Below are 11,601 nucleotides of genomic sequence, written 5' to 3' on the forward strand. Positions count from 1 at the left end.
CGGGTAGGCCCGTTCTGCCCGGGAGGTCGCCATGCCGATACCGTCCGCCTGCTCCGGCCGGGTGTCCGGTGATCCCGTCCACCACCCGCTGTTCGCCCGCTACTACGCCCGCTTCGCGACGGCCGCGGAGACCCGGGCCGGTCTGTCCGGTGTACGGGACCGGCTGCTGGCCGGGCTCTCCGGCCGGGTCGTCGAGATCGGCGCGGGCAACGGGCTGAACTTCACGCACTACCCGCCCGCCGTCTCGGAGGTCGTCGCGATCGAGCCGGAGCGCCGACTGCGGGGGCTGGCCCTGGAGGCGGCCCTGCGCGCCGACGTTCCCGTGGACGTCGTACCGGGTGTGGCGGAGGCACTGCCGCTGAAGAGCGAGGCGTTCGACGCGGCGGTGGTCGCGCTGGTGCTGTGCAGTGTGCGGGACGTGCCGCGGGCGCTCGGCGAGCTGCGGCGGGTGCTGCGGCCCGGCGGGGAACTGCGGTTCCTGGAGCACGGGCCGGGCGGTGGCCGGGCGATGCGGTTCACCCAGCGCGCACTGGACCGGACGGTGTGGCCGCGGCTGGCCGGCGGCTGTCACCTCACCCGGGACACGGTGGCCGCGTTGCGGGACGCCGGGTTCGAACTCGGCGCGTACCAGCGGCTGTTGGTGCCGGAGAAGGGGCCGAGGACGCCCGCCTCCTACTGTGTGCTCGGTACCGCGCGGCGGTCCTCATAGGGTGCTCCACTGGCGCAGTTCCTGCGCGATGTCCGCCACCGACACCTGGCCGGTCTTCACCAACCGGGCCAGATCACGGACCCGTTCGGGCGAGGTGGCCACTTTCAGACCGCTGGCCACCAGGTAGGCGTAGGCGACCGCGACGGCGAACAGCGCGTTGGAGCGCTCCAACGCTGGTACATGGATGAGGAGTTGGAGCAGCGCGGCAGCGCGTGCGGGCGGGTCGTCGTAGACGGGCACGTCGAAGATCTCGGCCTGATGGCGTGCCACGGCGGCGACCAAGGCACCCCAGTCGGTGACCTGGGGGTCTCCCGGGGTCTTCTGTTCGGCGAGCATGAGGAGCCAGGCGAGGTCGATCCGGAGGTCGCTCAAGGGATCAGCGACGACCTTCCTGCTCCGTGCCGAACTCCTCGACGAAGACGTTCTCGTACTGCTTCATGAAGTCGGCGGCGGCCTCGACGAAGGTATGGCCCACTTCCCCGGCGTCCTGTCTGACCAGTTCCTCGATGTAGCGGTTGACGCTCATACCGCGTGCCGTGGCGCGCTCCCGGGCGGCCTTGGCCGTGCCCTCGTCGACGCGAACGTTCAGCTGGGTCTTCGCCATACCTAGAAGCTAGCGCCAGGACGCTAGCAGCCGCAAGTGCGCATCGGAATCGAAAAGTGATACCGAGTGTGGGGCGGGTCACACTAGTCTCGGCACGTCCGTGCGAGCGAGGAGGAAGCTTTGTCCGCTTTGCCAACATCCGACGGGATCGCGGCCCGCGCCCAGGCTCTGACCAAGGCGTACGGCTCGGGCGAGACCACCGTGCTCGCCCTGGACTCGGTGGACGTGGACATCGCGAGCGGCCGGTTCACCGCGGTCATGGGCCCCTCGGGCTCGGGAAAGTCCACGCTGATGCACTGCCTGGCGGGCCTGGACACCGTCTCGGCCGGCCAGGTGTGGCTCGGCGGCACGGAGATCACGGGTCTGAAGGAGCGGGAGCTGACCCGGCTGCGGCGGGACCGGATCGGGTTCATGTTCCAGTCGTTCAACCTGATCCCGACGCTGAACGCGGCCGAGAACATCACCCTGCCCATGGACATCGCGGGCAAGAAGCCCGACCAGAAGTGGCTGGACCAGGTCATCGACACGCTCGGCCTGCGGGACCGGCTGAAGCACCGGCCGGCCCAGCTCTCCGGCGGCCAGCAGCAGCGCGTGGCCTGCGCCCGCGCGCTCGCCTCCCGGCCCGAGCTGATCTTCGCGGACGAACCGACCGGCAACCTCGACTCCCGGGCCGGTCTGGAGGTCCTCGCGTTCCTGCGCCAGGCCGTGGACGAACTGGGCCAGACGGTCGTCATGGTCACCCACGACCCGGGTGCCGCCGCCCACTCCGACCTGGTGCTCTTCCTCGCGGACGGCCGGATAGTGGACCAGATGGAGCACCCGACGGCCGAGGCGGTCCTGGAACGCATGCGCCTCTTTCCGGGGGGAAACCCCCAGGCCCCCGGCTCCGACGTGACCCGCGGCACCGCTTCCGAGGAGGACTGACCCGGTGCTCAAGGCAACCCTCAGAAGCTTCCTCGCCCACAAGGGACGGCTCCTGCTGTCCGCGCTCGCCGTCGTCCTGTCCGTGGCGTTCGTCGCGGGCAGCCTGATCTTCTCGGACACGGTGACCCGTACCTTCGACCGGCTCTTCGCGTCCACCTCGGCGGACGTGACGGTCGCGCCCAAGGACGACCTCAGTTCCGCCGTGCCGACCGGCGCCGTCCAGACCGTGCCCGCGTCGCTGGCCGCCAAGGTGGCCGATGTCGCCGGGGTCGCCTCGGCGCACCCGGACGTGAGCGTGCAGAACATCACGGTCGTCGACAGCGACAACAAGTCCGTCGGCCCGACCACCGGCGCCCCCACCATCGCCACCGACTGGTTCCTCACCGACCGCAGCCCGGTGGAGCTGACCTCCGGCCACGCCCCGCAGGGGACCGGAGAGGCCATGCTGGACGCCGACACGGCCGACAAGAAGCACGTGGGCATCGGCGACACCCTCACCGTGATGGCCCAGCCGGGCTCGTTCAAGGTCAAGATCGTCGGCATCGCCACCTTCACCACCACCAACCCGGGCGCGGCCCTGGTCTTCCTGGACACCAAGGTCGCCGCCGCCGAACTCCTCGGCTCCGCGGACCGGGCCACGAGCATCTCGGTCGACGCGGCGCCGGACGTGTCGGACGCCGTACTCAAGCAGCGGGTCGCGGCGGCCGTGGGCGCCGGGCCGTACGAGGTGAAGACCGCCGACGAGGAGGCGAAGTCGGCGGCGGCCTCGCTGGGCGGCTTCCTCGACGTCATCAAGTACGTGATGCTCGGCTTCGCCGGGATCGCGGTGCTGGTCGGCGTGTTCCTGATCGTCAACACGTTCTCGATGCTGATCGCCCAGCGCACCCGCGAACTGGGCCTGCTGCGCGCCCTGGGCGCAGACCGACGTCAGGTTCGGCGCTCCGTGCTGACGGAGGCCGTCCTGCTCGGCCTGGTCGGCTCGACGCTGGGCCTCGCGACCGGCATCGGTCTGGCCGCCGGGCTGATCAAGCTGATGAGCGCGTTCGGCATGAACCTGAAGACCACGGACATGGTGGTCAGCTGGGCGACCCCGGTGGCGGCCTACGTCGTCGGCCTCGGCGTCACCTTCGTGGCGGCCTACCTCCCCGCCCGGCGCGCGGCGACCGTGTCCCCGATGGCGGCCCTGGCGGACGCGGAGATCGCAGGCGTGGGCCGTCCGCTGAAGACGCGCGCGATCGTCGGGTCGGTCGTCGGGGTGCTCGGCGCCGCCGCCCTGGCGGGCTGTGCAGCCGCCTCCAAGACGTCGTCCGCGGCCTCCCTGCTGGGCCTCGGTGTGGTCCTCACCCTCATCGCCACCGTCATCGCGGGCCCGCTGCTGGTACGCCCGGGGATCCGGGTGCTCGGCGGTGCCTTCCCCGCCCTGTTCGGCCCGGTCGGCCGGATGAGCCAGCGCAACGCCCTGCGCAACCCGCGCCGTACGGGCGCCACCGCCGCCGCGCTGATGGTGGGCCTCGCGCTGGTGGGCGGCATGTCGGTGGCGAGCGCGTCGATGTCGAAGTCCTTCGACGAGCAGATCGACAAGACGCTCGGCGCCGACTACGTGGTCCAGAACGCCAACGGCACGCCGTTCCCGGCGGAGGTCACCGACGCGGTCCGCGACACGCAGGGCGTCGGTCTCGTCGTACGGCAGCGGTTCGCACCCGTCGCCGTCCGCCTGCCGGACGGCAAACGCGTCGAGACCACCGCGTCCGGATACGAGGACCAGCTCGACGACGTCGCCCATGTCACGTACGCCGAGGGCGACTCGGCGGCGGCCCTGGCGGACGGTGCCATGGGCATGGACGTGGACTTCGCCGAGGACCACGACGTGAAGCTGGGCAGCGTGATTCCGGTCGAGTTCCCCGGCGACCGTACGACCAGGCTGAAGGTGGCCGCGCTCACCGACCAGGACTCCGCCGAGGGGTTCGGCGTACAGGGCGGGCTGTTCTTCGGCATCGCGACCGTCGAGAAGTACGTGCCGGACGGCCAGGACTCCGCGCTGTACGTGAACGCCGCCGCCGGTACGAGCGCCGATCAGCTGCGGCCCGGCCTGGAGAAGGCCCTCGACCCGTATCCGCAGGTCCAGGTGCGCGACCAGGCCGACTACAAGAAGCTGGTCCACGACCAGATCGCGGTGCTGCTGTACCTCGTGTACGCGCTGCTCGGCCTCGCGATCGTCATCGCGGTGCTCGGTGTGGTCAACACGCTGGCGCTGTCGGTGGTGGAGCGGACCCGGGAGATCGGGCTGCTGCGGGCGATCGGCCTTGGCCGGCGGCAGCTGCGGCGGATGATCCGGCTGGAGTCGGTGGTGATCGCGGTGTTCGGCGCGGTGCTGGGGCTCGCGCTGGGCCTGGTGTGGGGCGTGTGCATCCAGCAGGTTCTCGCCCTGCAGGGCATGCAGGCGCTGGCGATCCCGTGGACCACGATCGTCGCGGTCGTCATCGGCTCGGCGGTGGTCGGCGTGGTGGCGGCGCTGCTGCCGGCGCTGCGGGCGTCCCGGATGAACGTACTGGCCGCCATCGCGCACGAGTAGGGCGAGCAGATCACCAGTTCTCGCTGGTCCGAGGGGCGTCCGGTTCGGGTGAATCGGGTGAAACAGCCGTGGTCACTCGGTGCAGAAGGTGGGGAACCCGTTCGCCAGACGGGTCGGCGCTCTGCTTGGCTCGCCGCATGAGTGATCTGCACATACGCCCCGCCACCCTGTCGGACGTCGACACCGTGCTGACGTTCTGGCGCGAGGCCGCCGAGGGAACGAGCATCAGCGACGACCGCGCAGGAGTGGAACGGCTGGTCACCCGTGACCCCGAGGCACTGATCCTCGCGGAGCGGGACGGCGAACCGGTGGGGACGGTGATCGCCGGGTTCGACGGATGGCGGTGCCATCTGTACCGGCTGGCCGTGCATCCCGAGCACCGCCGGCAGGGCATCGGGGCGGCGCTGCTGGCCGCTGCGGAGGAGCGGTTCGTACGGCTGGGCGGACGGCGCGGGGACGCGATGGTGCTCACCCGGAACGAGACGGCGCACCATGCCTGGCGCGCGGCGGGGTACGCGCCTGAGGAGAAGTGGCGGCGCTGGGTGAAGCCGTTCACCGGCTGACCCAGACTGCTTTGCCGACCCTTTACCATTGGGGGACCGTGCGGCGCCGTACGGTCCCCCTACCTACTGTGTGAAAGGTGTGAGCGTCCGCCCATGGGCGAGCCTCCCAGTACCCCCGCACGACATCGCGCGCCCCGTCCCGCCCTGCCGGATCATGGGACGGAGGTGACCCGATGACGGAAGTGCTCCTGCTGCTGGTGGCGATCCTGCTGTCGTTCGCGTGCGGTGCGTTCGTGGCCGCCGAGTTCTCTCTGACCACGGTCGAGCGAAGCGAGCTGGAGCGGGCCGTGGAACGCGGCGAGCGCGGAGCGGCCGGCGCGCTGAAGGCCGTACGGAATCTGACCTTCCAGCTCTCCGGCGCCCAGCTCGGCATCACCGTCACCAACCTGGTGGTCGGCATGCTCTCCGAGCCGTCGATCGCCAAGCTGATCGCCGGACCGCTGGAGTCGGCCGGTCTGTCGAGCGGCACGTCGAGCTCGGTCGCGCTGGTGCTGGGCACCGCGCTGTCGACGGTGTTCCTGATGGTGGTCGGCGAGCTGGTGCCGAAGAACTGGGCGATCTCCTCGCCGCTCCCGGTGGCGAAGACCGTGGGCAACGCGCAGCGCTGGTTCAGCGCCGCGTTCCGCCCCTTCATCACGCATCTCAACAACACGGCGAACCGTGTCGTACGGCGGTTCGGCGTGGAGCCCACCGAGGAGCTGGCCGCCGCGCGCGGCCCCCAGGAGCTGGCGGCGCTGGCCCGGCACTCCGCCAAGGAGGGCGCGCTGGAGGCGGACACCGCCGAGCGGTTCGTGCGCACCCTGAACCTGGCCGACCTGACCGCGGAGAACGTGATGACCCCGCGCGTCCAGGTCATCGCCCTCGACGCGCAGGCCACCTGCGAGGACGTGGTGAACGCGACCCGGGCGACGGGCCTGTCCCGGTTCCCCGTGTTCCGGGGCAACCTCGACTCCGTGGTCGGCACCGCGCACATCAAGGACGCGGTGGCGGTCCCGGCGGATCGCCGCGCGCGCGTGCCCGCGTCGGAGATCATGCGCGAGCCGCTCCTCGTACCGGAGTCCCTGACCGTGGACCGGCTCCTGGACCGGCTGTCCGGCAAGCGGACGATGGCCGTCGTCATCGACGAGTACGGCGGTACGGCGGGCGTGGCCACGCTGGAGGACATCGTCGAGGAGGTCGTCGGCGAGGTCCGCGACGAGCACGACCCGCACGAGACGCCCGACCTGGCCCCCGCGGGCACGGACGACACCGGCCGCACCCTGTACTCGGCCGACGGCGCCGCCCGCACCGACCAGCTCGCGCGCGTGGGCCTGCGCGCGCCCGAGGGGCCGTACGAGACGCTGGCCGGCCTCGTCGCCACCGAGCTGGGCCGGATACCGGCCGCCGGGGACAGCGTCGAGGTGGCCGGCTGGCGGATGGACGTCGTGGACGCGTCCGGCCGCCGCGCCGCGCGCGTACTGCTGCACGCGCCGCTCGCGGACGCGGACGACGACGACTCAGACGACTCAGATCACGCAGATCACGCAGATCACGCAGATCACGCAGATCACGCTGACACGGACGTGGTGGAGGAGGAGGACCGGTGACCGCCGTACAACTGCTCATCGCGCTGGCGACCCTGGTCGTCAACGCGTTCTTCGTCGGCGCGGAGTTCGCGCTGATCTCGGTGCGCCGCGCCCAGATCGAGCCCTACGCCGAGCGGGGCGACCGGCGCGCCAAGAGCGTGCTGTGGGGGCTGCGGCACGTGTCCGCGCTGATGGCCGCCGCACAGCTCGGCATCACCCTGTGCACCCTGGTCCTGGGTGTGGTCGCCGAGCCGGCGATCGCGCATCTGCTGGAGCCGGTGTTCCACGCGGTGGGCCTGCCGACGGGTGTCGGGCACGCGGTGTCGTTCGTGATCGCGCTGGTCCTGGCCACCTACGCGCACATGCTGCTCGGCGAGATGGTGCCGAAGAACATCGCGCTCGCCGAACCGGTACGCAGCGCGCTGCTGCTCGGCCCGCCGCTGGTGGCCCTGTCCCGGGGACTCCGCCCGGTGATCTTCACGATCAACGCCTTCGCCAACGCCGTGCTGAAGCTGCTGCGGATCGAGACGAAGGACGAGGTCGCCTCCGCCTTCTCGGACGCCCAGCTGGCCCAGATCGTGAAGGACGCCGGGGACGCGGGCCTGATCGACGCCCGCGCCCGGGAGCGGCTGCACGACGCCCTGCAACTGGGCAGCCGGCCGGTGCGGGACGTCGTACTGCCACTGGAACGCGTCGTGCACGCGCGCGTGGGCGTCACTCCGGAGGATCTGGAGCGACTCTCGGCCGAGTCCGGGTTCTCCCGCTTCCCGGTGGTGGACGAGGGGCTCCGGATCGTCGGCTATCTGCATGTGAAGGACGCGCTGGACGCCGTGCCTCGGGACGAGCCGTTCCGGCTGCGGGATCTGCGGCCCATCGCGCGCGTGCGGGAGACGACGCCGATGGACGACGTCCTCACCGCGATGCGCCGCAGCCGCACCCATTTGGCGGCGGTCCTCGGCGCGGACGGAACGCTGGCCGGGATGGTCACCATGGAGGACGTGCTGAGAGAACTGTTCGGCCAGCCGGTGTGAGGGCGTGAGGGCGTGATGCAGGGCGCCGGGGGTGACCTGCCCGAGGGCGGGACAGGTTCGGAGGGGGCCGTCCGCGCCGCGGGCTGATGGGATCGGGGGGGGACCGACCGGCGGGTATGGGGTTCGGGCTACCATCTTTGTCGCCATGCAGACGAAACCCACATACACCAGCCTGGTCGCGGTCGGCGACTCCTTCACCGAGGGCATGTCGGACGTGCTGCCCGACGGCTCCTACCGGGGCTGGGCGGATCTCCTGGCGGCCCGGATGGCCGCCGGCACGCCCGGCTTCCGGTACGCGAATCTCGCCGTACGCGGCAAGCTGATCGGACAGATCGTCGAGGAACAGGTGCCCTTGGCGGCGGCGATGGGCGCCGACGTGATCACCCTCGTGGGCGGCCTGAACGACACCCTGCGCCCCAAGTGCGACATGCCCCGGGTGAAGGCCCTGCTGACGGAGGCGGTCGAGCGCCTGGCCCCGGCCTGCAAGCAACTGGTGCTGATGCGCAGCCCAGGCCGTCAGGGCCCGGTCCTGGAACGCTTCCGGCCCCGCATGGAGGAGCTGTTCGTCTGCGTCGACGACCTCGCCACGCGGCACGGCGCGCTGGTCGTCGACCTGTACGGCGCCCCGTCGCTCGGCGACCCGCGGCTGTGGGACGTCGACCGCCTGCACCTCACCCCCGAGGGCCACCGCAGGGTCGCGGAGGCGGTCTGGCAGGCCCTCGGCCATCCCCCCGAGGACCCCGAGTGGCACACGCCGATGCCGCTCACGCCACCCCCCGGCTGGACCGCGCGCCGCGCGGCCGACGCCCGCTTCGCCCGGCAGTACCTGCTCCCGTGGATCGTCCGCCGTCTGACCGGCCGCTCCTCGGGCGACGGCCGCCCGGCGAAACGTCCGGAACTCCTGCCGTACGACGGCCCGGTGGCATAGGCGGTCTCGCGGCATGACCACGCGGGTCATCAATCTCCGGGGCCGGATCCACGAACTCGGCCCCCGCCTGGAACACGCCCCCGAGGCCGTGGTATACGTCGGCCGCCGCTGGACCCTGGGCGGCTGGGACCTCCCCCGCCACCCGCTCTACAACCCGTTCGCGTACGACACCCCGAAGCGCAAGCGCGACGGCACGCGCGCGGAGGTCATGTCGATGTACCGCGCGTATCTGCTGGAGCGCCCTGAGCTGCTGGAACTGGTGGACGGCCTGCGCGGCAGGACCCTGGCCTGCTGGTGCGCGCCGTTGCCCTGCCACGCGGACGTACTGGCGGAGCTGGCGGACGTGGCGCCCGTCTCGTAGGTTCCCACGACGGAACCCGTGGCGCTGGCCTGCACGAATCGCCAGTAGAATCCGTACACGACAAGAACTCCACCAACGGCACCACGGTGAACGGCGCCGAGGACCTCATCGCCCCCTTCGTACCGGTGCCGTTGAAGGACGGCGACCGTGTCCACGTCGGGCTCTGGACGACGATCACGATCCACCGCGACTGAACCCGGCACAGCCGGGCCATGCTTGCGGCCGAGAACCCAGGGTGCCGAGCCCCGCGCGTTCCGAGTGGAGACCTTTCCATGCAGGGCCCGGACACCGTGCAGAATCACACGATGTCCTTCTCGCGCCCATCGGCCCCCCAGTTGTCGAGCGGCCCGGCGGCAGAGGTGGTTCCGGTTGATCCCGCCGGCGATTCAGCCGCCGAGCCACCGCATCCACCCACACACCACCTCAAGCGATCCATCTGCCGGTCGGTCCTACTTCTCGGCCGCGCCGGGTTTCCCGCTGATGGACTCCTGATAGATGTCCGCGTAGGTGCGCGTTTCGATTCCCCAGTGCCCTCGTACATATCCACCCAGGTCAGCAGGGCTGGCCGGGTGGGTGTCGAGACTGGTGACGGCGTAGACGGTCCCCCGGGTCTGCCGCTTGCCGTTCTCCTGGCGGCGAAGGTGGATGCGCAAGGGTGCGCTACGGGCACCTGCTCCCATGGCAGGGCCTTGACCTGGGCCAACGCGGTTGGCTGATTTCCCTTGAGCCGGTCAAGGGGTCAAGTCGATACTGGTGCGCCCGGCACTGAACACGTTCGGGCCCGGTGCGCGCCAGTCTGCTACGACTCCTTGCCTACGCGGACACCAGACACGCTGTCGCCCTCTGCGGTGCCCGCACGGCGGCGTAGCGCCCACAACGCGACGGGGGCTCCCGCCCCGACAAGCACGGATGCCAGACACAGGCCGGCCTGATAGCCGGAGAGAAAGGCGTCCGAGTCAGTGGCTCCGGCGGAGACCGCAGCATGCTCGACAAAGGTCACGACCGCCCCCACAAAGGCGATGCCGAAGACGCCGGAAGCCTCTCGGACGGCGCTGAACAGCCCCGCGGCAATACCGGAGAGGTGATCGGGCGAGGATTCCAGGGCGCGGGTGGTCAGCGGAACGGCCAGCGCGGATCCGAAACCGATGGCCGAAAGACCAGGCAAAATATGGGCCAATCTCCCTCCGGAGCTTCCCAGTGCGACCATCAACAGGCCGAGGCCAACCATAAGTAGACCCACGGCGGAGATGAGCCCGTCCCCCCAGCGGCGGGCCAGCCGGGCAATGAATGGTGCGGTAGCGAGCAGGGAAAAGGCCACGGGTGTAAACGTCAGCCCGGCCGCGGTCGGGGCGAGCCCAAGGCCGTTCTGCAGAAATTGCGAAGTGAAGAAATAGACACCGCTCACACCCAGACCCCATAGCAGTTGAGTGATGATTCCGCCGATGAAGGGGCGTTTTCGGAAGAGTAATCGCAGGGCGGTACTCCGACGCAGGGTCAGTTCGCACGTCAGAGCGACCACCGACATCACGGCAATGATCCCGGAGGTTGCCACAGGAAGGCTGTCGAATCCCCGCTCAGGCCCTTCGATGAGGAAGTAAGCGAGAGTCGCCAGCGACAAGCAGGCCAATGCGACGATGCGGAGAGGGACGGTAGCCAACGGTGTGGACACGACATGGGACCGGGAGCCGGGCCGGGGAACAGAGACGAAACCGACGAGGAGACTCGCACATCCCAGCGGCGCGTTCATGGCAAAGAGCCACTGCCAGCCCAGGTGCTGTGTCATGACACCGGAGACAACCGGCCCGCACGCCAGCGCCGAGGCCAATGCGGCGGTGGTGGCGCTGAAGCCGGCGTTGCGTGCGCGGGGCGGGAGATCGTGTGACAGGACCGCCAGTGAGGCCGGCACGACCAGCGCCGCACCGACTCCTTGCAGCCCGCGGAAAGCGATCAGCGTCGTCCCTGCCGTTGCTGCGCCGCACCCGCCCGAGGAGACGGTGAAAAGCGCGACGCCCAGCAGCAGAGTGGCGCGCCGCCCGATGGTGTCGGCCAGGTGCCCGCCCAGCAGGAGCGAGCTGGCGAGCGTAAGCGGGTAGATGACCGCTACCCACTTCAAGTCAGTTTCATCGAGTGCGAGTTCGGCACGGATCTGGGGCAGGGCGACGTTGACGATGGTGTTGTCCAGCGCTGTCATGAATGACGGCAACAGAACGGCCATGAGGATGGCGAGGGCACGCAGTCGACTCATCAAACCTGTCTCGGGCAGCTGGGAATTCGATTGGGAGTGACGTTTTGCCACCCCATCCTGCATATGCTGCCCTCGGCGTTCATCAATGGCCACCCGCAT

13 protein-coding genes are annotated in these 11,601 nt (G+C 70.3%); 9 read left to right on the forward strand and 4 right to left on the reverse strand.

Annotated elements, in window-relative coordinates:
* The first annotated feature begins 31 nt into the window (after positions 1 to 31).
* Complete coding sequence (locus ACFPIH_RS37425; RefSeq protein ID WP_381169045.1) at positions 32 to 709, forward strand: class I SAM-dependent methyltransferase; 678 nt, start codon at positions 32 to 34, stop codon at positions 707 to 709.
* Here the strand turns inward: ACFPIH_RS37425 and ACFPIH_RS37430 are convergent.
* Positions 704 to 1,081 carry a fic family toxin-antitoxin system, toxin component gene (locus ACFPIH_RS37430; protein WP_381169047.1) on the reverse strand — a complete coding sequence of 126 codons (378 nt, stop codon included), beginning with the start codon at positions 1,079 to 1,081 and terminating at the stop codon, positions 704 to 706. The genes ACFPIH_RS37425 and ACFPIH_RS37430 overlap by 6 nt on opposite strands.
* Before the next feature lie 4 nt (positions 1,082 to 1,085).
* On the reverse strand, positions 1,086 to 1,313 hold the full coding sequence (locus tag ACFPIH_RS37435; protein WP_381169049.1) for an antitoxin: 228 nt from the start codon (positions 1,311 to 1,313) through the stop codon (positions 1,086 to 1,088).
* A gap of 120 nt (positions 1,314 to 1,433) precedes the next feature.
* Here ACFPIH_RS37435 and ACFPIH_RS37440 point away from each other — a divergent pair, with 120 nt between their 5' ends.
* The 8 genes from ACFPIH_RS37440 (at position 1,434) to ACFPIH_RS37475 (ending at position 9,451) form a co-directional block, all read left to right on the forward strand.
* Positions 1,434 to 2,237 (forward strand): ABC transporter ATP-binding protein, encoded by an 804-nt coding sequence (locus ACFPIH_RS37440; protein WP_381169051.1) that lies wholly within the window; start codon positions 1,434 to 1,436, stop codon positions 2,235 to 2,237.
* Between the two features lie 4 nt (positions 2,238 to 2,241).
* Entirely contained in the window at positions 2,242 to 4,809 is a 2,568-nt protein-coding gene (locus tag ACFPIH_RS37445; protein ID WP_381169052.1) for an ABC transporter permease, read from the forward strand.
* 137 nt (positions 4,810 to 4,946) lie between these two features.
* Positions 4,947 to 5,372, forward strand: a complete 426-nt coding sequence (locus ACFPIH_RS37450) for a GNAT family N-acetyltransferase (protein ID WP_381169054.1) — start codon at positions 4,947 to 4,949, stop codon at positions 5,370 to 5,372.
* Between the two features lie 173 nt (positions 5,373 to 5,545).
* Positions 5,546 to 6,958, forward strand: coding sequence for a hemolysin family protein (locus tag ACFPIH_RS37455; RefSeq protein ID WP_381169056.1), 1,413 nt, complete (start codon positions 5,546 to 5,548; stop codon positions 6,956 to 6,958).
* Positions 6,955 to 7,968: a hemolysin family protein gene (locus tag ACFPIH_RS37460; protein WP_381169058.1), complete on the forward strand. Its 1,014-nt coding sequence runs from the start codon at positions 6,955 to 6,957 to the stop codon at positions 7,966 to 7,968. The genes ACFPIH_RS37455 and ACFPIH_RS37460 overlap by 4 nt, the downstream gene beginning before the upstream one ends.
* Positions 7,969 to 8,113: 145 nt before the next feature.
* A complete protein-coding gene (locus ACFPIH_RS37465; protein WP_381169060.1) occupies positions 8,114 to 8,896 on the forward strand; it encodes an SGNH/GDSL hydrolase family protein in 783 nt (260 codons plus the stop codon).
* 13 nt (positions 8,897 to 8,909) lie between these two features.
* Entirely contained in the window at positions 8,910 to 9,257 is a 348-nt protein-coding gene (locus ACFPIH_RS37470) for a DUF4326 domain-containing protein (protein ID WP_381169062.1), read from the forward strand.
* Positions 9,191 to 9,451: an FHA domain-containing protein gene (locus tag ACFPIH_RS37475; RefSeq protein WP_381169064.1), complete on the forward strand. Its 261-nt coding sequence runs from the start codon at positions 9,191 to 9,193 to the stop codon at positions 9,449 to 9,451. The genes ACFPIH_RS37470 and ACFPIH_RS37475 overlap by 67 nt, the downstream gene beginning before the upstream one ends.
* A 255-nt stretch (positions 9,452 to 9,706) precedes the next feature.
* Here ACFPIH_RS37475 and ACFPIH_RS37480 read toward each other — a convergent pair whose 3' ends face one another.
* Together ACFPIH_RS37480 and ACFPIH_RS37485 are read right to left on the reverse strand one after the other, a co-directional pair.
* On the reverse strand, positions 9,707 to 9,910 hold the full coding sequence (locus ACFPIH_RS37480) for a hypothetical protein (RefSeq protein ID WP_381169066.1): 204 nt from the start codon (positions 9,908 to 9,910) through the stop codon (positions 9,707 to 9,709).
* Between the two features lie 146 nt (positions 9,911 to 10,056).
* Entirely contained in the window at positions 10,057 to 11,601 is a 1,545-nt protein-coding gene (locus tag ACFPIH_RS37485; protein WP_381169068.1) for an MFS transporter, read from the reverse strand.

This window comes from Streptomyces vulcanius (assembly GCF_042653945.1).
GTDB classification, from domain to species: Bacteria; Actinomycetota; Actinomycetes; order Streptomycetales; family Streptomycetaceae; genus Streptomyces; species Streptomyces mangrovi.

What these genes read in the sequence shown, in the direction of transcription:
- ACFPIH_RS37450 (WP_381169054.1), top strand. Translation starts at nt 4,947, where the DNA reads ATGAGTGATCTGCACATACGCCCCGCCACCCTGTCGGACGTCGACACC.
- ACFPIH_RS37470 (WP_381169062.1), top strand. Translation starts at nt 8,910, where the DNA reads ATGACCACGCGGGTCATCAATCTCCGGGGCCGGATCCACGAACTCGGC.
- ACFPIH_RS37485 (WP_381169068.1), bottom strand. Translation starts at nt 11,601, where the DNA reads ATGCGGGTGGCCATTGATGAACGCCGAGGGCAGCATATGCAGGATGGG.
- ACFPIH_RS37425 (WP_381169045.1), top strand. Translation starts at nt 32, where the DNA reads ATGCCGATACCGTCCGCCTGCTCCGGCCGGGTGTCCGGTGATCCCGTC.
- ACFPIH_RS37465 (WP_381169060.1), top strand. Translation starts at nt 8,114, where the DNA reads ATGCAGACGAAACCCACATACACCAGCCTGGTCGCGGTCGGCGACTCC.
- ACFPIH_RS37435 (WP_381169049.1), bottom strand. Translation starts at nt 1,313, where the DNA reads ATGGCGAAGACCCAGCTGAACGTTCGCGTCGACGAGGGCACGGCCAAG.
- ACFPIH_RS37455 (WP_381169056.1), top strand. Translation starts at nt 5,546, where the DNA reads ATGACGGAAGTGCTCCTGCTGCTGGTGGCGATCCTGCTGTCGTTCGCG.